This window comes from Methanoregula sp. UBA64 (genome assembly GCF_002502735.1).
Classification (GTDB): domain Archaea; phylum Halobacteriota; class Methanomicrobia; order Methanomicrobiales; family Methanospirillaceae; genus Methanoregula.
Genome location: NZ_DAQC01000007.1, coordinates 49,039 through 71,135 on the forward strand (window position 1 = coordinate 49,039; position 22,097 = coordinate 71,135).

Consider the following 22,097-nt stretch of genomic DNA (forward strand, 5'->3'; position numbering starts at 1 on the left):
AAGTAACTATATCCACTGTTAAAACTACTTGCCGCAGGGCACCGGAAGTATCCCTGCCGGGAGTTACCTGTATGACCGATCAGATTCGCACAACCCCGGTTTCCCCGTCCAAAATTCATGTACTGGTGCCCCGGGTACTCCTCTGTACCTGGTGTCTTCTCCTCATATTTACAGCAGGAATTGTCATACCGGCAGCAGCAGATGACAATACAACGGTAACGACAACCGTGCCCGCCGCTACTACATCCACCCTTGTTTCGACAACGGTCACCACCGTAACGGCAACCGTTGCAACAACGACGCCCGTGACAACCCAGACAACTGCCGTTGCTGCAACAACCGTTTCCCTCCCGGTTGCAGCATTTTCTGCCTCCACCACCTCCGGCACGGCCCCGCTTACCGTACAGTTCACGGATGCCTCGTCCGGTTCGCCAACTTCATGGAACTGGAATTTCGGGGACGGGAACACCAGTACCTCACAGAACCCTTCGTTTACCTATGCCACGGCAGGTACCTATTCCGCTTCCCTGACCGTAAGTAATACCGGGGGCAGTAGCACGAACCCGGCAACACAGACGATCACAGTCTCCCCGGCGGTTCCGGTTGCCGGGTTTTCTTATGATGTCAGTTCCGGTGTTGCCCCACTTACCGTGCAGTTCACGGATACCTCAACGAATTCACCCACTTCGTGGAGCTGGGATTTCGGGGATGGGAATACCAGTAACACTCAGAACCCCTCGTTTACCTATTCCACACCGGGAACCTATACCATCTCGCTTACGGCCACAAACGCTGCAGGGAGTAATATCTGCACAAAAACCAGCCTGATCTCCGTGACCTCCACCGTTACCTCACCGGTGGCAGCGTTCTCTGCGGATATCCTGTCAGGATCTGCGCCCCTTACGGTACAGTTTACCGATGCCTCAACCAACACCCCGACCTCGTGGAGCTGGAGTTTCGGGGACGGGGAGTCAGGTACCGATCAGAGCCCCTCGCATGTCTACACGACCGCAGGATCGTATACGGTCTCGCTGACCGCAACAAATGCGGCGGGCAGCAATACCACGACAACGGAAGGGTACATTACCGTTGCCGCAGCACAGGAGACCGCGGCGCCGGTTACTACCGCAGCCCCTGCGTATACGTACTCCTCTGTTGCCAAAACAACGGAAAGTTCAGAGGAAGAATGGCTGGAAAAGGAGAATGCAAAAATATCTCCTGCGTCAACAAAAACCCAGTCCCCCGGGTTTGGCGCGGTAGCGGCCCTTGCCGGGGGCTGGGGAGGATTTGTTCTTTTGGGCCTTCGCAGGAAGCGGTGAGTTCCTCGTTTTCCCCCGGGAACTAAAAAAAAGTTTTATCTGGAGTAGCTTATGGGAGAAAAAATCATGAGGAAATGCCGGAGGGCATCCCCTGCATGATACGGTATCCCGGAAATTTTTTGGTGCCTGTTACTGCACGATAACCGTCATGTCGAATGCGGTCTCGTTGCCGGTCAGTGGTTCCCAGGATCTCATGTACACGGCATGGATCGTCTGCGTACCGGTCCCCGAAGCAGTCAGGTCCCAGATCCGGGTCCCCCCGGCGCCCATCAGTTTTCCCGAGGTGTCAGATCGGACATAGGTATCGTTTGTCAGGGTGAGGCCCGGGCTGACGGTCAGGTTCCACTGGTAGCCCGTGGTGGGGTTTTCGTTTAGCTTCAGCGTGATCTCCGCGCTCTTGTTCACGTAGACCGTTGCCCCGTTCTGGCCTTCGTCTGCAACAATATGGCCTTCCATGACCGGCGTACCCGTCGGACCCGGAGTGGGGGTTCCTGCACCCGTTGGGCCGGATCCAACACAGCCGGCGATAACCAGAACTGCAATGCACAGGACAATTCCCGCGCCCATAAAGGTTAACTGCATTGTGTATTCGCTCCTTGTACCGGGTAAAGGATACAGTCCGGAATTATTTATGGGTTTATTTGACCGCAAAAATTCCCGTAGCTATCCTGAAAGGCAAATGGGGCAAAATGACCTTAAAAGAAATCGAACAAAGATATAGTGCTGATAGTATCCATACGCGAAAAAACGGGAGCAGCCTGATGAGCAACGAATTAGTCTACGACCAGCAGCCGCTGGGACCGGTCACGTTTGCGGAAAACCCGGAGCCACGGTGTCCCTGCCTCCTGCTGCTGGACACATCCGGTTCCATGGCAGGAAAACCCATAGCAGAGCTCAATTCAGGCCTGCGGGCGTTCTATGAAGAGCTCCAGGGAGATTCGCTCGCGGTAAAACGGGTCGAAGTAGCCCTGCTCTCCTTTGGCCCGGTCCGGGTGATCTCCGAATTCAATACCGCCGACTTTTTTTTGGACCCGACGCTCGAAGCTGAAGGAGACACGCCCCTTGGGGAAGCGATCCTCACCGGCATCGATCTCATCAGGAAGCGTAAAGAAGAGTACCGGGCAAATGGGATCTCGTTTTACCGGCCCTGGATCTTTTTGATCACCGATGGCTCACCTACCGATGAATGGCAGCGGGCGGCAGCGATGGTAAGGGAAGGCGAGAGCTCGAAATCCTTTGCCTTCTTTGCAGTCGGTGTCCAGAACGCCGACATGTCGGTTCTCGGGCAGATCTCCGTCCGGCAGCCGCTCAAGCTCCAGGGCTTAAAATTCCGTGAATTCTTCCAGTGGCTCTCGAACTCGATGAAGTCCGCATCACGGAGCAACCCGGGCGACCGGATCCTGCTCTCTCCACCATCCGGGTGGAGCGAGATATGAGCTGGAAACACCTCTCGCTCTCGGTCACCGGCAGCTCCCATTCTGCCCGGAACGAGCCGGGCCAGGACTACTGCCGGGCGGGCGCACTCCGGTTCTCCGACCGGGATTATTTTGTCGGCCTTGCCGCTGACGGTGCCGGCAGTACTTCCCGCGGAGGGACCGGCGCCGAGATTGCATGCGAGACCCTGTATGCCCGCATTCTCGATGCCATACGCGGGGGGGAGAACCTCCCGCGGGATCCGGAGACCGGCACCGTAGCGGTATGGATTACTTCCTGCAGGGACGCGATTGCCCGCCGGGCGGTATCCGACGGCCTGCCCCTCCGGGAATATGCCTGCACCCTTATCGGGGTTGTGGCGACCGAAGGCTACCTGCTCTGTTTCCAGGTGGGCGACGGGTGCATTGTCATGGGCGACGGCACCGGGTACCGCACGGTCTTCTGGCCGGAACAGGGAGAGTACGCGAACACGACGTTCTTTATTACGGACGATGCATTTGCCGGGCACATCAGGACGGAATACGGCACAACCTGCCCTGCGGAAATAGCCCTCTTTACCGACGGTCTTCAGAACCTCGTGCTCTCGTTCTCGACACGGACCGTCCACGAGGGTTTTTTTAAGCCGCTCTTTGCCGCGCTCAGGAAAAATCCCGAGAACGGGTTTGTCGATCTCTCCGGGCACCTTCGGGCCCTCCTTTCAAGCGATGACGTGAATGCACGCAGCGACGACGACAAGACCCTCGTCCTTGCGGTAAATCCCTCCCCGGCCTGACGTATCATGAGCCAGATAACTCCCCACAACCTCTTCGACAGCCGGGGTAACCCGGTGGTCCTCGGGAAAAAGATCGGGAGCGGAGGAGAGGGCGACGTGTTCGAGATCGCGCCCCACCGGATGGATGTCCTTGCAAAGATCTACCACAAGCCCCTTACCGGGGAACGGCAGGAAAAGCTCCGGCTGATGGTAAGCGGCTGCAATGACGACCTCAAGGAGTTCTCCGCATGGCCGCTCGACCTTATCCATGCCGGGAAGAACGGGCATGTGTGCGGGTTTGTAATGCCGCGGATCACCGAGTGCGAACCGATCCACAAGGTATACGGCCCCTCCCACCGGAAAGAGGCGTTCCCGAACGCTGACTGGAAGTTCCTTGTCCGCACCGCAAAGAACCTCGCTGCTGCGTTCTATATCATCCACAAGTACGGGTACGTGGTGGGAGACGTCAACGAGGGGAATATTCTTGTCACGAAAAAGGCCTGCGTGCGCCTGATCGACTGCGACTCCTTCCAGGTACAGACCCGCGACAAAGTCTACCACTGCGAAGTCGGCGTCCCCCAGTTCACCCCTCCCGAACTCCAGAAGTCCAAGGACTTCAAGATGCTGCGCACGCAGAACCACGACAACTTCGGGCTTGCGATCCTGATCTTCCTCCTCCTGTTTATGGGGAGGCACCCCTTCTCGGGAGTATACAAGGGCAAGGACGATATGCCGATCGAGCGGGCGATCGCAGAGTACCGGTTCGCCTTTGGGAGGAGCGCGGCCCTCAAGGCCATGTCCCCGCCCCCGAATGCCGTGGGGCTCTCCATTGTCCCGGGCGAAGTAGCAACCCTCTTTGAGCAGGCCTTTACGGAATCGTCGCTCCAGTCATGGGGCCGCCCGACCGCAAACGACTGGTGGAATGTTCTGGATGCGCTCGAAAAGCGGCTGAAGAAATGCAATGCGGAGTCGATGCATGCCTATTACTCCGGCCTTGCCTCCTGCCCGTGGTGCGCCCTGGAAAACAGCACCGGGATCCTGCTCTTCTTGAGTTCGGACTCCATCTCGCGGATCGATGTCGGGACCGAGTGGCAGAAAGTCCCTGCGGTTAAACCGCCAGGCCCCATCCCGGTGATCTCCCCAAAGAATTACCGCTGCGCGCCCGCCCCGCTCTCCCCGGCGATTGCCCGTATGGCCGGGCTCCGTAAATTCGGCCAGGTACTTGCGATTGTCTTTGCTGCAGTAAGCGCTCTCCTCCTGCTTCTCTGGTCGGAGGGGGATATACTCAGGATTCTCGCAAGTATTGTCCCTGCTCTTGCCGGTGTACTGATCCTTTTCCTCCCGGGGAAGGATACGGCTGAAAAGAAACGGCGGAAAAAGGCGTTCGAGGACGCGAAATACAGCTGGAAACTCTGGGAGAAGAAATGGATCGCGGAGGCCGGCGATGCCGGGTTTACTGTTCAGGTCACTGCGCTCAATGCCCTCCGGGCAAAGTACGAGGCAATAGAGCGGGATTACCAGAACGCGCTCGTAGAACTCCAGCACACCACCAAAGAGCGCCAGCAGAAAAAATTCCTTGAAAACTGCTATATCGAGAACTGTACCTCGCCCCGGCTCGGCGATAACCGCAAGGCAGCGCTCCGGTCATTCGGGATCGAGACCGCGGCGGATATCGATATGCATACGATCATGAGTATCCCGGGCTTCGATGCCGCGATTGCAAACGAACTGGCGGCCTGGAGGGCCGGCCAGGAACGGCTGTTTGTCTACGACGATAAAAAAGGCGTGTCGCCCTCCGATATCCAGAACCTGATCCATACCTTCCAGCCACGGATCCGCCCGGTTGAGCGCGAATTCCTGATGGGAATTGAGAACCTGCATGCCGTCCAGCAGAAGATCCTCCGGAACCGCGCCAAGTTCCAGCCGGTGATCGAGAAGAGCGCCCGCGACCTTGCCCAGGCGGAAGCAAACTTCTCGGTCTTTACCCTTACTGGGAAAGGGATCTGATGCGGCCGGCGATCCTGAAACCCCTGCTCACTACCCTGGAACGGGGATCCCGGATTCGTGAGGGATACTGATAAAATACCGGTGGATCAATAAGTACGACTCATGAAATATACTCCACGGCACATCAAGAAATTCCTTGACGAGGGAAAGATCGATGCCGATCTCTGGAAGATCCATTTCCCCGGCCTCCTCCCCTCCCATGTCCCGGAATGCAGCGAATGCGAGGACAAGAAGAACAACCTCTGCCAGGGGGGCAAGAACCCGGTCGACTGTTTCCTCGGGGTCCATGCAGAAGAAGTAAAAAAGGAGCATGACGGTGAGGACGACCCGAAGTCCAGAAAAGAGAAGAGCCGTAAGTTTTTCCCGGATGCCAAGGGAAAGCGGGCGAAGGTTCCCGCCGGGGCAAATATAACGTTCGACCAGTCCAAGATGTGACCCGCTCCCCTTTTATCTCTTCTTTTTTCCCGCCGGATCCCTGTACCTTGTATGGGGCATACGCCCTGACTATTTGGTTTTCATTATCGAGCCTATATTTTATTCATTTAATAGTTCAAATCGTGAAAATCCTGTGAATTTCGTTCCGATCAAAATAGAAAATATTATATATGAATGCGTGTCACTGTTGGCTATACCTACAAAAAGGAGGTGACGGAATGTTCGATTGGACCTGGCTCCTTAATCTGGTAATTGCAATCCTTCAGACAGTCGTTCAGCACCTGCCGTATGTATAAGCGGCTGATTATTCACCCCCTTCAGCGGAAGGGATAATCTTCCCCGATTTTTCGTCTGGAAAAAAAGCTGGTTTTCCTCCCCGGTCCGGGCGGGAGATCGATGAGAATACCACTTCTCACTCGTTGAATTTTTTATACAGCCCGTTTGCTGCATACTGGAAGACGAGGATAAAGACGGCGAGCGCAGCGATATCGGCGGCAACGGAGAACTGCGTTACTCCCGTAACCGCATACTGGATCAGATCGTTCCCGTAGGTTAAGGGAGAGAGGAGCGCAATCTCCTGCCCGATCGCCGGCATGGCAGTGAGCGGGATGAACACGCCCGAGATGAAGATAAGCGGCAGGCGCACGAGGTTGAGCATCGACATCACCTCCCCCACGTTCTCGGTGGGGTAGGCGGCAAAGAGCGTCCCGAGCGTTGCAAAGCAGAACGCCGTCAGGATCATCGCCGCGGCAAGGATCGCTGCGTTGAGCACCGTCATCCTGAATACCACCAGTCCGATAGCGAGCGGGATGCAGGCGATCCCGAGGCTGTACAGAAACCCGCTCATGCTCTCCCCGATCACCAGCGTATGGAAGGAGATGGGAGCGGCAAGGAGCCGGTCGAAGGTCTTTACCCGCCGTTCTATGGGAATGGAAACAGGTTCTATCGAGGATGCCGAGAAGAGGAGCGTGATAGCGATGAGTCCCGGGATCAGGGTAACCGCCGGGGCGTTCTTCCCGATGGCAAAAGCAAGGAACATAAAGAGCGGGAAGAGGATGCCCGAGACGATGATGTTTGGCTTGAGGTAGTAGATCCTCATGTCTTTTGTTGCGATCGCCCATGCCGCGGAAAGCTCCCGGGCGATCCGGGAGTGCGCGGGTTCGTGGTTTTCAGTCGATGGCATGGACCGTACCTCCTGTTGTTTTGAGCCCGGTGATCCTGATGAAGACATCTTCGAGGGTGGGGCCGAGCGTGGTAATGCTCACCACCCGGAGCTTCCGGCTGCGGGCATAGTCCATCACCGCCTCGATGACCGTGGACGGGTCGCTTGTATAGATCCGGAACTTGTCTCCCTCCTTGATCACACTGCTGACCGTGGGAATCCGGCCCAGCGTGTCCGGCGTTCCGGCATCCGCCCGGTCAAAGGCGACCTCGATGGACTGGACACTCTGGATCGTCTTTTTGAGCCGTTCGGGAGCATCGATCGCTGCAATCGTGCCCCGGTTGATGATCGCCACCCGGTCGCACATCAGGTTTGCCTCCTCGATGTTATGGGTCGTTAAAAAGACCGTCACCCCGTCCCGCACGAGATCGGTGATGACCCCCCGGATGATCATGTTGCTCTCCACATCGAGGCCGGAGGTCGGCTCATCCAAAAAGAGCAGGCGCGGGCCGCTCACCAGGCCCATGGCAAGCGTCAGCCTGCGCTTCATCCCCTTGGAGAACCCGTGCGCCTTGCGGTCCCGGCGCCCGTACAGCCCGAAGGTGGAGAGGAGTTCTTCTGCCTTCTTTTTCCGGGTTGCGGGGTCGATATTGTAGAGCTCGGCGGCAAACATCATGTTCTGCCATGCCGTGAGATCGTCGTACACGTTCGAGGTCTCGGAGACAACCCCCATGGACTGGCGTGCGGCAATGGTGTCGTTCACGATATCGTGGCCGAAGATCGAAGCCGATCCCCCGGTGGGCGGCGAGATCCCGGTCAGGATCCGGATCGTCGTGGTCTTCCCGGCGCCGTTCGGGCCCAGGTACCCGAACGTTTCCCCCTCGTTTACGGTAAAACTCACGTCGTTGAGCGCGGCAATGTCCCGGAAACGTTTGGACAGGTGGGAGGCTTCGATCGCGTACATAAATCTGCATTACCCGGTGTAACGTTTATAGTACATCGTTTGGGATCCGGCAGGGAAGGAGACAAAAACGCATACCTTTATCCTGCAGAGGATCAATTTCATCGTAAAAGAGAAAAACCCCGGGAGAGACGATGATCTTCAAAAAGCTGCCCCGTCCTGTGTTACTGCTTCTGACCGCTGTCTGCATCTGCCTCCTTGCCGTACCGGTGGCGGCGATCTATGCCACCTCCGATATCGGGGGAACGATCACCCGGGGGCACCAGTTCACCATCGAGATCACCGGCCGGCTCAACACCCCCTACTATGTCTGGCTGACAAAGACCTGGTCGCTCAGCGGCGAGGCGGGAGACGAGCCCCCGGTCGTGGTTGCCAGCCAGTATAACGTGCAGCAGGATCCGGCCGGCGGGCCGTATACGATCGGCTCGTACAAATACTACAATGGCGGCGGGCGGACGATCCTCGACGATGTTGCGCCCACCTCGTCCCTCCTGCCCAATACCAGTTACTATGCCCTTGTCACCACCGACAATTCGGGAAAAGCGGTGGTAGCCTTTGCCACGTCCTACAATACCGCAACGCAGTCCTATTCCGTCCGGGTCGAGAACCCGACCTCGGTCAACAACGATACGCTCTTTGTGGAACGCGGGGATACGAAGGTGAACAAGGGATCGATCTCGATAGCGGCCGAGACCCGGCCGACCCGCCCGGTGACCACGGTCACGACTGTCGCGACCCCGGAAGAGACCGTAACGATACAAATCCCGGCAACCACTGTCCCGGAGACTACCGCGGTACCGTCAACGATGGCGACCCCCCGCGTCCCGCTTGACGGGCTGCTCGGTATTGCGGCAGCGGGTTGTGCCATTGCGATCTTCAGCCGGCGCTGACCTTTTTTAAAAAAACGTGGAGGCCGCAGCCCTGACAGCCGAACCAAACACCTGCACAGATCCCGGTGCAGGGCTGACCGACCGGATCCAGCGGTTCTTTACCCGGCCGTTCTTCCTCTCCCTTACTATCGGCATCCCCTTCTGCATCTTCAAGGGCCTCTTTGGCCTTGCCGCCCTCCGGGCCGGGATGGCTGCGGCCGCGCTCCCGCTCACGATCTTTGGCTGGGCGGTCATTCTCTGGGCGGTCGTGGATCTCCTCATGAATATCTGGCGCTCCCTTACCGACCTTGACCGCCGCGTGGCCGGTATCGAGTTCTGCTCCCTTGCCGAGCTGGGCCGGATCTTCCACCGGCCGGCGGTCTTTCTTGCCGTGGACACCCTCATCTCGTTTACCATCATCAGCCTGATGCTCTGGTCGGGCTGGATTGCAACGCTCACGACGCCGGAGGCGTACCTCTGGTACGCCGCAACAACGCTCAACCTGATCAGCATCTCGGTGGTCTCCCTCTATAACGAGATAAAAAAAGCAGAGCAGCCCCGGGTGTCCTGAACCGCACCTTACCGTGCCGCAAGATACCCGATCACGCCGGCTATCGTCTCCGGTGCACGGGGGAGGAGGATGTGGCAGTACTGCCTGGCCCCGGCCGCCGCTGCTGCCGGGTCGGAGGGGAGGACCAGCAGGGACGCACCCGGGAGGGCCGAGTCGCTTAAGGGAACGATCCCGTCGCCGGCGTACGTCATCTGCCAGCTCCCGTCCGGCAGCAGTTCGCAGGTCTTCCCCTCAAGGGCGGGGAAGAACGCCGGATCCCGGGCCGAATTTTCCGCACAGATGAGATGATATCCGATATCGGGCCGCATACCGGCATTCCGCAGGGCCTGCATGGTCCGGCTCTTTGGCCGGCAGGCCTGGACGATCACGTCGGCCGCAGGATCGAAGTGTTCCGGGACAAACGTACCCGCAAGACGCCGGGTGATCCCCGGGCCGATCACCGGATCGCAGAAGAGCTCTGCGAGGGCTGAACCATTGTTGGGCGGGCCGATTGCAATGAGCCGGCGCACCCTTTCGCGCCGGGCAGACCCGTCCATGACTTCGAGCAGGTACCGGGTAACGCACGAACCAATGGAATGGCAGACGATATCGATCGGACCGTCGTATCCCTTCTCCCTGCGCTGTGCGGAAATATAGTCCCCGAGCGCTGCGGCAATAACTTCCATGGACGCCCCGTTAAGAGGGGTATAATCGAAGCTCCAGAAGGGGATCCCCTCATCCTGTAACCGGGGCACGAGCCGGTTCCAGATGCCGGGATGGCTCTTCCAGCCGTGGACAAGGATCGCCGGGATCGCTTCAGGAGACATGGTATTAAGGGAAATATGGGCGGGAAACGGGCATAGCTGTTGTGGAAAACCAAAAAAACGATCGGGACGGCCGGGTGCGGTCTTCCCTCCCGCGCCACCGATCCGGCCCGCTGCCGGCCATCAGGGATTTACCGGGGCGGTTCGTCCCCGAGCGACTCGCGGCTGCGCATCTGGTAGAGCACCATCGGGTCCATCTCCTTGTAGTCCGCAGGAGTGGTCCGCATGACAACCCGGGTGATCCCGCTGTTCACGATCATCTTCGAGCACAAAAAGCACGGCCAGATCTGGGTGAGCTCGCCCGTGGCGACATCGAAGCCCGCAAGGTAGAGCGTGCAGCCCCGGGCGAGTTTTCCCGCCTGGAGCATCGCGTTCATCTCGGCGTGAACGCTCCGGCACCGCTCGTAGTTGGAGCCGGACGGGATGTTGTGGTCTTTTCTCCAGCAGCGGTTGAGCTCGGTGCAGTCCATCTGCTTCCGGGGCGCCCCGGTGTATCCCGTCGAGACAATGGTATTGTATTCGTCGACAATGATGGCCCCGAAGTTGCGCCGGAGGCAGGTGCCCTGGTTGGCGCACCTTTGCGCAAGGTCGAGGAAATACTGGTGCCTGTTGGTTCGCATCAGAGATCTGTTGGTACAGGGCCGATATTAACATGGCGGGATTGCCCCTGGTTACGGGAGAGGGAGCCCGTGTCCCTGGTACAGCAGCCACCCCAGGTACAGGATCCCGGCGATGTGCAGGACAAGGATGACCGGGACAAGGTAGAAGAGGATTTTCTTGGTCTTGTGCCGGAATACCCGCATCCCGGCCCATGCGCCAAACGGGCCGACAAGTGCGGCAAGTAAAAGGATGCGCTCGGGGATCCGCCAGTCGCCGGCCCGGGCCCGGTGCTTGTCGGCGCCGTAGAGGACAAACACGCACAGGTTTGCGACGATATAGAGTACGACCGCTGCGGTAAGGGGGGTAACGATCATGGTTCAGGGTTTTTGTTGGTCACGGGACACGAAAAAGACCGGGCGTTCATTCCCTCGCAAAAGAGATGTAGCGGGCCCCTGCAATAAGTACCCATGAACGCCCCCCGGGGAACCGCAGCCTGCGGTGCCGTTATCGTTCTCATGCTGCTCGTCGCCCTTGCCGGCTGCACCGGTCTTTCGCAGCGTCCGGAGGGACTCCCGTCGTCCGGCCAGTACGCATTCCTCGACCACCAGGTTATCTACACCGGGACGCTCGTGAGCGGGACCTGCCCCGCGCCTGCCATCAATGTCTCGCCCTATATCTTCGATGCGGACTCTAAAACGCTCGCCGGGATCGTGCCGTTCGAGATCAACGAATCCCTCCTTGTCGTGTACGGGGAGAGCACGACGCTTACCGGCGCATACGGCCGCGGGGGATACGGGGAACTCTCGGGGGTATACGCCCTCCCCTACAAAAACGGGAACCTGACCGTCGACGGGTTCACAAAAGACGGGACAATGTATCTCACGTACAACAACAAGTCAATCGCATTAACCCCGGGCATGCAGTGGATGGACTTCTCCTCCGGCACCGAGACGACCCGGGCCTGCACGGTCAACCGCACCGTCACCGATGTCATCACCTATTACGGGAACTACCCCCAGGCGGGGATCGCCCGGACCCGGCTTGCCTGACGAGCCGGGCCTTCACTTTCGTTCCGCGCCCCCAAGGGCTTTAATATCCCGGTACGGATCTCTACGTTAAACCATGATCCTCGGGAAAGGGGCATACCTAAAACAGCTCACCGCCGCCACCATGCAGATGAAGTCGGTGGAGGTGGGTAAAGAGATGGCCGGCAGTACCCCGCCTTCTGTTTTTATCGGGAGCTACAACTATCCCGACATCTATGCCGGGCCGATGATCGCGCCCGTCCACGGCGACACGGGCATCATGGACCGGCCCGAGGACTGGATATCCGGCAACCACCCGCAGGAAGAGATCATCGGGTACCGGATGAACCTGGTGCGGGGGAAGAGGCTCACCAATGCGTTTGATATCGAAAACCGGTTCGTGGAGAAACTCCAGGAGATTGTCCTTTCCGAAAACTCGATCGAGAGCGAGGCTTCGTTTGAGACCGCACCTTCGGGGCTCTCGTTCTCCGAGGAACACACGCCCTTTGGCCCGAGCGCCCCGCTCGAACGCTTCGATATCACAGCCCAGCGCTGGGACCAGACCCTTGAAAAGGTCTACTACGACACCGATCTCCTCTCAAAGGAAGCGGTCCTCGGCCTCCACCGGCAGGGGACGGCGTTCTCCACGATCCAGAAGGCGTTCTCGGCCGGGACCATGGGCAGAGGCGGAAACCGGCACCTTGTTCCCACCCGCTGGTCGATTACCGCCTGCGACACGATGATCGGCGACAACCTCCTAAAAAGCGTGAAGCAGTGCCCGGTGATCGATACCGTGCGCCTGTACGAGTACGCGAGCCTGCACAACCGGTACGCCGTGATCCTTCTCCCGACCGCGTGGCAGTACGAGTGGACCGAGGCATTCCTGCATGTGCTCGGGAACGAGGAGTACGTCTTCTCCGATTACGAGGGTTTCAAGCGGAAGGTCGGGTACTCCCCGCTCGGGGGCTGCTATTACTCCTGCAAGATGGCGGTGCTCGAAGAGCTTGCGCGGGAACAGCGGCAGGCCGGGGCGATCATCCTTAGGGAGGCCCTGCCCGGCTATGTCCCGATGGGGGTCTTCAATGTCCGGGAGAATGTCCGGAGCGCGATGCGGGAACGGCCGTCCGAGTTCGAGGACCTCAAGTCGGCCCTTTCCTATGTCGGCGGGCGTTTCACCCTGCCGGTCCAGCGCTTTATCACCGAGACCACGCTCTTACAAGAGAGCCTCCGCCAGCGCCAGTGCACGCTCAGTGATTTTGCCGGGCAGGCGGCCCGGAAAGATACAGAAGGGCCGGCCCCTGACATTGCGGGGACTGCCTGAACGGTAACGTAGGCACACAGGTCATCGGGGGATAATATGAGCGGATCGGCCGGAATCACGGGGCAGCGGATCATCCTGCACGCGGACATGGACTGCTTCTATGCGGCAGTCGAGATGCACGACCGGCCGGAGACTGCGGGAAAACCGGTGATCGTCGGCGCCGATCCGGCCGGGGGAGCCGGGCGGGGCGTGGTCTCGACCTGCTCGTACGAGGCCCGGGCGTTCGGCGTAAAATCCGCGATGCCGATCGGGCAGGCATACCGGCTCTGCCCGGATGCCGTCTACCTCCGGCCCGACATGGCAAAGTACGCGGCGGTATCAGCGGAGATCATGGGGATCTTCAAGAGCACCGGCTGCCGGGTCCAGCAGGTGAGCATCGACGAGGCATTCCTCGACGCGGGCCATGCCGGGAGTTTTCCTGCGGCCCGCGACCTTGCGGTGCGGTTAAAGCAGGAGATCCGCGAACGGGTCGGGATCACCTGCTCGTTCGGGGTCGCTCCCTCAAAAATTGTCGCAAAGATTGCCTCGGACTACAAAAAACCCGACGGCCTTACCGTAGTGACTCCGGAGGAAGTCCCGGCCTTCCTTGCCCCGCTTTCCGTCCGGAAGATCCCGGGCGTGGGCGGAAAGACCGGGGCGCAGCTCGAAGCCCTCGAGATCACCACCATCGGGGAGCTCGCCACCTGCGACATCCAGCGTCTTATCGGCGCGTTCGGGAGATCCGCCGGCCTGCTCCGGGAAGCCGCGCTCGGGCAGGATGAGAGCGAGGTGGTGGAGCGCGACGAGGTCAAATCCATCTCGAAGGAGACCACCTTTGCGCGCGACACCGACGATCCCGCCGAGATTGCCGCAACCATGGAGCTGCTTGTAACCGAAGTGGCCCGCTCGCTTGCCGAAGAAGGGCTCTATTTTAAGACCGTCACGGTCCGCGTCAGGTATACCGGCTTTGTCTCGAAAACAAAGGCAAAGTCGCTCCTGCATAACCGCAATGACGAAGCTGCCATCCGTTCCTCTGCCGGGGAACTTCTCCGCGAGCTCTGGGACGGGAAACCGATCCGGCGCCTCGGCCTGCGCCTCTCGGGGCTCTGGAAGCAGGACGCCGGCCAGCAGACCCTGTTCTGAGTCGGCGGTACCGGGGAAAAAGAGGAGTTATTCCGGGATTTGGGAGGATTCTTTTGGGGTTTCCTGGCTCACGGTCCCGTCCGGCAGCAGCCCGATCACCACAAACGAGAGGCCGGCGGCAACGCAGGGGCCAAGAATGGCAAGCAGGGCATTCCCGCTCAGGTAACTCTCCCGGAGGGGATAGACCATGAAGGCGAGGGCAAAGAGGATGGTGCCTGCGAGCGCGGCCGGGTGTTCGGTAAACGAATAATTAAAGGCCGTGATCAGGAGCAGGCCGCAGGCAAAGAAGTAGAGCAGGATCATCAGGGACTGATCGGTAACCCCCGCTGTTGCAAGGATGGCAAGCGGGATTATGAGCACAAGGACAAGGAGGACCAGAAGAGCCGGGCCGTTTACCTGTTTTCGCGGATAGATCCGTTTATACGCCGAGGAGAGCAGGAGGATTGCGACAACGAACCCGAGATCGATCGGGCCCGGGAACGGGAATGTCCCGATCTTAAAAAAGACCGCGGCGTACCATGCAATGTTTGCGGCCCCCCAGAGGGCAAAGGCCGCGGCAGCCCAGAGAAATCCCGATCCGGCTTCGTGGCGGAGGTAGTACCAGCAGAAGACCGCGGCGCCAGCAAACGCCACGAGGATTTGGAGGTAGTTGCTGAGCGTAACGTACTGTGCGGACGGGAACATGAGAAGGGCGAGTGCAAGGGCCGCGGCGATGCCGCAGAACCCCCCGAAGATGCCGGAGATCACGGAGCCGGCGGTTCCCCTGCGGCAGGGTGTGGCGATGACTGTCATACCTACCCTTTGTGCAGCCGTACGGAAAAAATGTGCGGGGCAGTAAGGAGCCGCCAAACGGGACGCGAAAAGGCCCTGTTCTTCGCCCTGATGGATATGTTAATTATTTACCACGTCGTTTATATATGCGGAGTTGTTCTCATCACCGATAATACCAAAAAGAAGACCGACAACGGTTTTGAGGAGACGGGCGCGGTAAACGCCGACGGAACACCGGTAGTGCGTGTCAGGCTGCCCAAGAAGTGGAATAACGAGATGTTCGGCTCGGCCGACCTGATGATGGGGGCAAACCACATCAGGGTGCGGTGTTTCGATGGTGTCACCCGGATGGGCCGGATCAAGGGGAAGATCAAGAAGCGCGTCTGGATCCGCGAGGGCGATACCCTGATCATCGTGCCGTGGACGTTCCAGAACGACAAGTGCGATATCATCTACCGGTACCTTCCCCCCCAGGTGGACTGGCTGCGGAAGAACCGGTACCTGTAACCTCTTTTTTTGTCCGTTCCTGCCCGTTTTAAAAAGACCGGCAGCTGTTTCATACCATTGTTTCATGGTGTCGGACGCCAGAGTATCTCCTGCTCTTATGTACGACAATGCAAAGAAGATCCGGTTGATCCGCGACCGGCTGACCCGAATAGGTATCGGCGAGCGGAGTATGAGCGATGAGATGATCCTTGCATCGTACAGCCTCAACAGTACCGGGCAGCTCTGCCGGGCAGAACGGCCCCGCCAGCCCGGATCGTAAAGAAAAAGGCTTTGCGCGCCGGCGGGTGGTCCCGGACCACCCCCGTATTCTTTTTTACCAGTTCCTACCCGGCCGGGCCGTTTATTGCGATTGAGATGATCCAGAAGTAATTAAACTAGAACATCATGCATTCTATCACAGTTTCTACACTGTATGAGAACATCATGTATGGATCATCCAATTTTGGTGGTCGCGGTCCCAGGGACTTCGGCCCACGTGAAATGACAAAGGTTACCTGTTCCGACTGCGGCAAGGAATGCGAAGTGCCATTCAAGCCCACCGAGGGCCGCCCGGTCTACTGCCGCGACTGCCTGCCCAAGCACCGGAAACCCCGGTTCTAAGGGTACAGGTTAATTTCCAAATTCTTCTTTTTTTTCAGGCATTGCCTCGTTAGTCTGTTTCCAAAAACCTGCGGCGCGTGGTCCGTTTCCTGCCACCCGCAATGTCCGTGCGGCACGGTATCCCGGATATAAAAAAAGGTGTTTTTCCCGGGGCCGGGATCGGTCAGTTGAGGAGCCAGATGCCTGCATTTAACGTTGCGGCAAAGCAGCACCAGGCAAGGTACGGGACGAGCAGCCATGCGGCCGGGGCCGAGACGCGCCGGAAGATCACGAGGGTCGCCGCGATGAGGGCAATGAGGAGAAGAAGTACCGCAAGCGCCGCGGCAACGGCATGCATGCCAAAGAAGACAACCGACCAGGCAAAGTTGAGGGCAAGCTGGGCGGCAAAGAGGATGACCCCCTGCGTTACAACGGGGCGGGAGAGACCTTCCCGCAAAACAAGGAAGAGCGCGGCTCCCATGAGGAGGTAGAGCACGGTCCAGGCCGGGGCAAAGATCCATGCGGGCGGGGTAAAGAAGGGTTTTACCAGGCCGGCATACCAGACGGGGATGCTGCCGACAGTAAAGAACGAGCCGGCGGCCCCCACAAGAAGGGGGATGGCGATGCAGAGAACAAAGAGGAGGGCGGTGCGGATGCGGGAAGAGTCCATGGAAGTAGGGTGGCGTCACCGGGTGATGAAAGTGACTGAGGGGGCAGGGAACCGTGATCGGGCGTCCGGGATGCCCGTACTCGCCCTAGATGCGAGCAGCATTAAGAAGTCGGAAAAACTCAAAGGCAAGGAGAAGGTGCAGGAGAAGGCGGCGGCAAGGAAGCGCACCCTCCAGATTGTTTCCGTTGTCGCGGTGATCATCATCGTTATCGCCGGGGTTACGGCCTATATTTCGCTGTATAACCCGTTCGTGGTTGCGGCGCCCGGCGACAAGGTGAGCGTGGTCTATACGGGCATGTTCGAGAACAAGACGGTCTTTGAAACGAACACGAACTCCTCCCCGATCACGTTTACGGTGGGCTCGGGCCGGATGATCAAGGGATTCGATGCAGCGGTGCAGGGGATGAAGATCGGCGAGACAAAGACGGTGACGATCCCCTCGGACCAGGCGTACGGCCCGTACGATCCGTCGCTGGTGCAGATTGTCCCAAGGAGCATGTTCCCGGAGAATACGTCATTCTACCCGGGTGAGCCGTTCGGGTTCCGCAGTTCGGCGACCGGGCAGTCGTACCTGGTCCACGTGACGTCTGCGGGGGTCGCCGTGGATGCGAACTCGGCGCTTGCGGGCCAGGACCTGGTCTTTACGATCAAGGTGACGGGGATCACGAAAGCGGGCTCCGGCAGTTCGGCTGCGGGAAGCTCGTAACACTTTTTTTGTTTTATTAGTAACTGATTCGTTTTTCCGGAAATACCTATTGGTCTTTCTATACTCTTCATCGGTGCAATGTTTTCATCTCGCAATCCTTATGCCCCCTCCGCAACCCATCATTATTCATGAGAAAGATTACCCTCCAGGTGGCACTGGATCTTCTTGAACTACACCGGGCAGTGCAGATTGCACAAGAGTCGCTTGCCGGGGGGGCAGACTGGATCGAGGCCGGTACACCGCTTATCAAGAGCGAGGGCATGCAGGCAGTCCGGGCATTACGCGAAAAATTTCCGGACTCCGTAATCGTCGCGGATATGAAGATCGCAGATACCGGCACCATGGAAGTGGAGATGGCGGCAAAAGCCGGGGCAGATATTGTCTGTATCCTTGCCGATGCAGATGACGCGGTCATCAAAGAGGCAGTCAGGGCGAGCCGGTTATACGGGACCCGACTGATGGCAGACCTGATCAATGTCAGGGATCCTGCCGGACGGTCCCGCACCCTTGAAGAACTCGGGGTGGATATTATCGTGGCCCATGTCGGTATCGACCAGCAGATGATCGGGAAAGACTCGCTGGATCTTTTACGGACGATACGGGAGGGGATCCATATACCGGTTGCCGTTGCAGGGGGACTCGATGCCGTGACCGCGGGAGAGGCCGTAAAACAGGGCGCCGATATCGTTATTGTCGGGGGATGGATAGCCCGGTCTGCCGATGTAACCGCATCTGCAAAAAAAATCCGCCAGTCTCTCGATTCGCCATCGGCAGCAGCGCCGGAAAAAAAGAATCCGGATGATGAGATCCACGAACTCTTTATGCAGGTTTCGACCCCGAACATCAGCGACGCAATGCACCGGAAAGGAGCTCTTTTTGGGCTTGTTTCCGTCTGCGGGAACGTGAAGATGGCAGGAAAAGCGGTAACCGTGCAGACGTTTGCCGGGGACTGGGCAAAACCCGTTGAGGCCATCGAGAAAGCACCGGCAGGTGCGGTTCTTGTGATCAACAATGACGGCGGCATCCACGTGGCGCCGTGGGGGGAACTGGCAACCTTAAGCTGCCAAAAAAGAGGTCTGGCCGGTGTCGTGATTGACGGGGCTGTACGGGATATCGACGATATCCGGGCAATGAAGTTCCCGGTCTTTGCAAAGGCCATCGTCCCCAATGCAGGAGAACCCAAGGGCATGGGCGAGATCAACGCGGAGATCCGGTGTTGCGGCCAGTACATCCATCCCGGCGACTGGATTGTCGGCGACGAAAGCGGCGTTGTTGTAATTCCCGCAGAACGGGCCTATGAAGTTGCCCGCCGTGCGCTGGAAGTAAAAAAGACCGAAGCCCGGATCCGCGAAGAGATCCGGAGAGGGAGCACGTTATCGGAAGTAACCGAACTGATCAAATGGGAGAAAAAGTAAAATTTAATGGAATACCGTGTGTTCGAGAAGGGTTGCGCCGGATCCCTGGATCTTTCCGATGGCGTCGTCTACCTGATCCACACGGAGGATAAGTACGGCAGCATTCTTTCCTGAATAGGCATAGGAATATTCGATGTTGATTCCCGCATCCCCGAGCACTTTTGCGATCTCGTAGAGTCCGCCGGGCTGGTCTTTCATCTGCACGGCGATAACATCCGTAAAGGCGACATTGTAGCCCATCGATGATAACTTCTTATGGGCTTTTTCCGGGTGATCGACCAGCGCCCGGATTACCCCGAAACCATTTGCTTCTGCAATACTGAATGCAAGGATGTTGATCTTCTCCTCACCCAGCGCATGGGCTACGGCTGCAAGCCGGCCCGGCCGGTTCTCCGAGAAGATCGAGATCTGCTTGATGACATACTTTTTCGTGTCCATACCTAGATCGCCCTCTTGTCGATAACTTTCTTGGATTTTCCCTCGAACCGGGGTAACGATCCCGGCTCCACGAGTTCTACATCAACGGCAACATTTAACGCATTTCTGAGCCGGTGTTCGACGTTCTGCCGGATCTTCATGAGATCGTTAATCTTGTCGCTGAAAGAGTCTTTTGTCAGCTCCACCCGGACGAGCATATCGTCAAGGGCCCCTTTGCGCTCGACAACGATCTGGAAGTGCTGTCCCACCTCGGGGATGGTCATCAAGGTATACTCTACCTGTGAGGGGAAAACATTGATGCCCCGGATGATCAGCATGTCGTCCACGCGTCCCTGGATCCGGTTGATCCGGGGGCTTGTGCGTCCGCAAGGGCAGGTTTCTTCGTCAACCGATGCGATATCCCCGATACGGTACCGGATCATCGGGAGCGCCTCTTTCTGGAGCATGGTAAGGGTCAGTTCTCCCTTCTCGCCGGGCTCAAGGGACTCGCCGGTCTTTGGATCGATCACTTCTACCAGCGCGATGTCGGACCAGATATGGAACCCGTTCTGTTCTGCACATTCGGTAAACATCGGGCCGGAGAGCTCGCTTGTACCGTAGATGTCATACGCTTTGATACCCAGCCAGTCTTCCATCCTCTTGCGCATGTTCTCGGTCCAGGGTTCTGCACCGAGGATACCAGCCCGAAGGTGCATGTCCTTTTTGATGTCGACTCCCATTTTTTCCGCAACTTCGCCGATGTGAAGCAGGTAGGACGGCGTGCAGGCAATTGCCGTTACTTCGAGGTCCTGCATCAGTTCGATCTGGCGTTCGGTGTTTCCCACGCTTGTCGGGAGCACGGTTGCGCCGATCCGTTCGGCACCGTAGTGCATACCAAGGCCGCCGGTAAAGAGGCCGTACCCGTAACTGACCTGGATGACATCTCCCCGTCCCAGGCCAAACGAGGTAAGCCCCCGGGCAATGGACGTACTCCACATGTCGATGTCTTTCTGGGTGTACCCGACAACCGTTGGCTTGCCGGTGGTTCCCGAAGAGACATGGTACCGGACCAGTTCTTCCTGGGGGGCGGTAAAGATACGGTTGGGGTAATTATCCCGGAGGTCTTTCTTGAACATGAAGGGGAGTTTTTTCACATCCGCGAGTTCATGGATGTCATCCGGGTGGACCTTCTGTGCCTTCATCCGGTCGTGGTAAAAGGGGGAGAAACTGTAGAGCCGGCAGACAAGGCTCTTGAGCAGTTTGTACTGCATCTTTTTCAGGTCTGCTTTTGGCAGATCTTCGATTCTCGGGTCCCAGTACTGCATCACATATCACTCCTTCTGTCAATCACCCGTTTTGCCTTTCCCTCGAACCGGGGCAGCGAACCCGGCTCAACGAGTTTTACAGTAGTCCTCAGTTCAAGGGTATCGTGAAGCTCTTTTACTACCTTTTTCTGGATCTTTGCCAGATCGGCAAGTTCACCGGAGAAATGGCTCCTGTTGATCTCGACTTCCACGGTCATCTCGTCCAGATGATTGATTCTGTCGATATAGACCATAAACTGATTGCCTACTTCAGGGATCCGGAGGAGCACATGTTCGATCTGGGAGGGGAAGACGTTGATACCGCGGATGATGAGCATGTCGTCGCTCCTGCCGGTCAGGCGTGCCAGTTTCTTTCCCCGCCCGCAGAGACACCCGTCCTCCATCACCATGGTGACGTCACCGGTCCGGTAACGGATGAGGGGCATGGCTTCCTTAACGAGCGGCGTAACGACCAGCTCCCCGCGTTCGCCATCGGAAAGGCGTTCCCCGGTCTTCGGGTTGATGATCTCGACAAGGTAACTGTCATGCCAGATATGGAGGCCGTTTCGCTCGGGGCATTCAAACGCAACCCCGGGCCCGAAGAGTTCGCTCATGCCATAGGAATCGTACGCGGTCACCCCAAGACGGTCTTCAAGCGTGTGCCGCATATTGTCCGACCAGGGCTCTGCACCGAAGATACCGGTTTTGAGCGAGGGCAGGTCTTCGTGCATCTCTTCTGCAACTTCCGAGAGGTGCATTGCATAGCTGGGAGTGCAGTGAATTGTCGTGACACCGAAATCCCGGATCATCTCGATCTGGCGGCGGGTGTTGCCGGTTGCGCTCGGGATCACGGTCATCCCGATCTTTTCCGCCCCGTAATGGAATCCCAGCCCGCCGGTGAACATCCCGTAGTTCACCATGTTCTGGAAGATGTCGTTCTCGGTACCACCGATCATGGTCATGTTTCTCGCGATGAGGTTTGCCCACGTATCGAGATCGTTTCGGGTATACCCGACAACGGTTGGTTTCCCGGTGGTACCGGAGGTGGTGTGGATGCGCACGATCTGCTTTAACGGAACCGCAAAAAAGCCAAACGGGTAACCGTCGCGGAGATCCTGTTTTTTGGTGAAGGGCAGTTTCTCCACATCGTCAAGCGACTTTATTTTTGAACCGGAAATTCCTGCCCGGGCAAACTGGTCCCGGTAAAACCCGATTTCTTGTACTGCACGAAGGGTTTTTTTTAGCCGTTTGAGCTGAAGTGCTTCAAGATCCTTTGACTTCAGCGTTTCCATCTTTTTATCCCAGAACATGAGAGCCCTCTGGTATGCTATTGCATGACACTATACCA

At 58.1% G+C, this 22,097-nt stretch carries 26 protein-coding genes; 15 read left to right on the top strand and 11 right to left on the bottom strand.

The genetic code is table 11. The features are described 5' to 3' along the window. The first annotated feature begins 71 nt into the window (after positions 1-71). Positions 72-1,319, top strand: a complete 1,248-nt coding sequence (locus BP758_RS10095) for a PKD domain-containing protein (RefSeq protein WP_292370756.1) — start codon at positions 72-74, stop codon at positions 1,317-1,319. A 129-nt stretch (positions 1,320-1,448) separates the two neighbouring features. Here the strand turns inward: BP758_RS10095 and BP758_RS10100 are convergent, their stop codons facing one another. Continuing rightward, positions 1,449-1,901 carry a protease inhibitor I42 family protein gene (locus BP758_RS10100; RefSeq protein WP_292370757.1) on the bottom strand — a complete coding sequence of 151 codons (453 nt, stop codon included), beginning with the start codon at positions 1,899-1,901 and terminating at the stop codon, positions 1,449-1,451. A 179-nt stretch (positions 1,902-2,080) separates the two neighbouring features. Between BP758_RS10100 and BP758_RS10105 the strand changes: the two genes are divergently transcribed. The 4 genes from BP758_RS10105 to BP758_RS10120 all read left to right on the top strand — a co-directional run bounded on the left by BP758_RS10105 (position 2,081) and on the right by BP758_RS10120 (position 5,946). Then, a complete protein-coding gene (locus BP758_RS10105) occupies positions 2,081-2,755 on the top strand; it encodes a vWA domain-containing protein (RefSeq protein ID WP_292370758.1) in 675 nt (224 codons plus the stop codon). Next, positions 2,752-3,525, top strand: a complete 774-nt coding sequence (locus BP758_RS10110; protein WP_292370759.1) for a PP2C family serine/threonine-protein phosphatase — start codon at positions 2,752-2,754, stop codon at positions 3,523-3,525. The genes BP758_RS10105 and BP758_RS10110 overlap by 4 nt, the downstream gene beginning before the upstream one ends. 6 nt (positions 3,526-3,531) lie before the next feature. Further along, positions 3,532-5,511, top strand: coding sequence for a helix-hairpin-helix domain-containing protein (locus tag BP758_RS10115; RefSeq protein WP_292370760.1), 1,980 nt, complete (start codon positions 3,532-3,534; stop codon positions 5,509-5,511). Positions 5,512-5,613: 102 nt separating this feature from the next. Beyond that, the gene (locus BP758_RS10120; RefSeq protein ID WP_292370761.1) at positions 5,614-5,946 is read left to right on the top strand and encodes a hypothetical protein; all 333 of its coding nucleotides are present in this window, start codon (positions 5,614-5,616) and stop codon (positions 5,944-5,946) included. Between the two features lie 412 nt (positions 5,947-6,358). Here the strand turns inward: BP758_RS10120 and BP758_RS10125 are convergent, their stop codons facing one another. After that, a complete protein-coding gene (locus BP758_RS10125) occupies positions 6,359-7,129 on the bottom strand; it encodes an ABC transporter permease (RefSeq protein ID WP_292370762.1) in 771 nt (256 codons plus the stop codon). Beyond that, the gene (locus BP758_RS10130) at positions 7,116-8,072 is read right to left on the bottom strand and encodes an ATP-binding cassette domain-containing protein (protein WP_292370763.1); all 957 of its coding nucleotides are present in this window, start codon (positions 8,070-8,072) and stop codon (positions 7,116-7,118) included. The genes BP758_RS10125 and BP758_RS10130 overlap by 14 nt, the downstream gene beginning before the upstream one ends. 131 nt (positions 8,073-8,203) lie before the next feature. On the opposite strand from BP758_RS10130, the gene BP758_RS10135 reads away from it, so the two are divergent. Together BP758_RS10135 and BP758_RS10140 are read left to right on the top strand one after the other, a co-directional pair. After that, on the top strand, positions 8,204-8,959 hold the full coding sequence (locus BP758_RS10135; protein WP_292370764.1) for a hypothetical protein: 756 nt from the start codon (positions 8,204-8,206) through the stop codon (positions 8,957-8,959). Between the two features lie 16 nt (positions 8,960-8,975). Beyond that, entirely contained in the window at positions 8,976-9,509 is a 534-nt protein-coding gene (locus tag BP758_RS10140) for a hypothetical protein (RefSeq protein ID WP_292370765.1), read from the top strand. Between the two features lie 8 nt (positions 9,510-9,517). Here BP758_RS10140 and BP758_RS10145 read toward each other — a convergent pair whose 3' ends face one another. The 3 genes from BP758_RS10145 to BP758_RS10155 all read right to left on the bottom strand — a co-directional run bounded on the left by BP758_RS10145 (position 9,518) and on the right by BP758_RS10155 (position 11,286). Further along, a complete protein-coding gene (locus tag BP758_RS10145) occupies positions 9,518-10,315 on the bottom strand; it encodes an esterase/lipase family protein (protein ID WP_292370766.1) in 798 nt (265 codons plus the stop codon). Between the two features lie 128 nt (positions 10,316-10,443). Beyond that, the gene (locus BP758_RS10150; protein ID WP_292370767.1) at positions 10,444-10,932 is read right to left on the bottom strand and encodes a deoxycytidylate deaminase; all 489 of its coding nucleotides are present in this window, start codon (positions 10,930-10,932) and stop codon (positions 10,444-10,446) included. Between the two features lie 51 nt (positions 10,933-10,983). Then, on the bottom strand, positions 10,984-11,286 hold the full coding sequence (locus tag BP758_RS10155) for a DUF1294 domain-containing protein (protein ID WP_292370768.1): 303 nt from the start codon (positions 11,284-11,286) through the stop codon (positions 10,984-10,986). 93 nt (positions 11,287-11,379) lie between these two features. On the opposite strand from BP758_RS10155, the gene BP758_RS10160 reads away from it, so the two are divergent. The 3 genes from BP758_RS10160 (at position 11,380) to dinB (ending at position 14,380) form a co-directional block, all read left to right on the top strand. Further along, the gene (locus BP758_RS10160; RefSeq protein ID WP_292370769.1) at positions 11,380-11,961 is read left to right on the top strand and encodes a hypothetical protein; all 582 of its coding nucleotides are present in this window, start codon (positions 11,380-11,382) and stop codon (positions 11,959-11,961) included. 73 nt (positions 11,962-12,034) lie between these two features. Continuing rightward, positions 12,035-13,258 (top strand): Nre family DNA repair protein, encoded by a 1,224-nt coding sequence (locus BP758_RS10165; RefSeq protein ID WP_292370770.1) that lies wholly within the window; start codon positions 12,035-12,037, stop codon positions 13,256-13,258. A 36-nt stretch (positions 13,259-13,294) separates the two neighbouring features. Then, entirely contained in the window at positions 13,295-14,380 is a 1,086-nt protein-coding gene (dinB, locus tag BP758_RS10170; protein ID WP_292370771.1) for a DNA polymerase IV, read from the top strand. A gap of 27 nt (positions 14,381-14,407) precedes the next feature. On the opposite strand, the gene BP758_RS10175 is transcribed toward dinB, so the two are convergent. Further along, complete coding sequence (locus BP758_RS10175; RefSeq protein WP_292370772.1) at positions 14,408-15,172, bottom strand: hypothetical protein; 765 nt, start codon at positions 15,170-15,172, stop codon at positions 14,408-14,410. Positions 15,173-15,262: 90 nt separating this feature from the next. On the opposite strand from BP758_RS10175, the gene eif1A reads away from it, so the two are divergent. The 3 genes from eif1A (at position 15,263) to BP758_RS10190 (ending at position 16,258) form a co-directional block, all read left to right on the top strand. Beyond that, positions 15,263-15,658 (top strand): translation initiation factor eIF-1A, encoded by a 396-nt coding sequence (gene eif1A / locus BP758_RS10180; protein ID WP_292370773.1) that lies wholly within the window; start codon positions 15,263-15,265, stop codon positions 15,656-15,658. A 64-nt stretch (positions 15,659-15,722) separates the two neighbouring features. Continuing rightward, positions 15,723-15,917 (top strand): hypothetical protein, encoded by a 195-nt coding sequence (locus tag BP758_RS10185; protein ID WP_292370774.1) that lies wholly within the window; start codon positions 15,723-15,725, stop codon positions 15,915-15,917. Positions 15,918-16,081: 164 nt separating this feature from the next. Then, the gene (locus tag BP758_RS10190) at positions 16,082-16,258 is read left to right on the top strand and encodes a CxxC-x17-CxxC domain-containing protein (RefSeq protein WP_292370775.1); all 177 of its coding nucleotides are present in this window, start codon (positions 16,082-16,084) and stop codon (positions 16,256-16,258) included. A gap of 163 nt (positions 16,259-16,421) precedes the next feature. Here BP758_RS10190 and BP758_RS10195 read toward each other — a convergent pair whose 3' ends face one another. Beyond that, positions 16,422-16,907: a TspO/MBR family protein gene (locus BP758_RS10195; protein WP_292370776.1), complete on the bottom strand. Its 486-nt coding sequence runs from the start codon at positions 16,905-16,907 to the stop codon at positions 16,422-16,424. On the opposite strand from BP758_RS10195, the gene BP758_RS10200 reads away from it, so the two are divergent. Further along, the gene (locus tag BP758_RS10200) at positions 16,906-17,613 is read left to right on the top strand and encodes an FKBP-type peptidyl-prolyl cis-trans isomerase (RefSeq protein WP_292370777.1); all 708 of its coding nucleotides are present in this window, start codon (positions 16,906-16,908) and stop codon (positions 17,611-17,613) included. The genes BP758_RS10195 and BP758_RS10200 overlap by 2 nt on opposite strands. A gap of 128 nt (positions 17,614-17,741) precedes the next feature. Next, positions 17,742-19,028 (top strand): 3-hexulose-6-phosphate synthase, encoded by a 1,287-nt coding sequence (gene hxlA, locus BP758_RS10205; protein WP_292370778.1) that lies wholly within the window; start codon positions 17,742-17,744, stop codon positions 19,026-19,028. A 3-nt stretch (positions 19,029-19,031) separates the two neighbouring features. On the opposite strand, the gene BP758_RS10210 is transcribed toward hxlA, so the two are convergent. The 3 genes from BP758_RS10210 to BP758_RS10220 are packed head-to-tail and all read right to left on the bottom strand — an operon-like array spanning position 19,032 to position 22,059. Beyond that, a complete protein-coding gene (locus BP758_RS10210; RefSeq protein WP_292370779.1) occupies positions 19,032-19,466 on the bottom strand; it encodes an ACT domain-containing protein in 435 nt (144 codons plus the stop codon). A gap of 2 nt (positions 19,467-19,468) precedes the next feature. After that, positions 19,469-20,770 (bottom strand): phenylacetate--CoA ligase family protein, encoded by a 1,302-nt coding sequence (locus BP758_RS10215; protein ID WP_292370780.1) that lies wholly within the window; start codon positions 20,768-20,770, stop codon positions 19,469-19,471. Continuing rightward, on the bottom strand, positions 20,770-22,059 hold the full coding sequence (locus tag BP758_RS10220) for a phenylacetate--CoA ligase family protein (protein WP_292370781.1): 1,290 nt from the start codon (positions 22,057-22,059) through the stop codon (positions 20,770-20,772). The genes BP758_RS10215 and BP758_RS10220 overlap by 1 nt, the downstream gene beginning before the upstream one ends. Positions 22,060-22,097 lie beyond the last annotated feature (38 nt).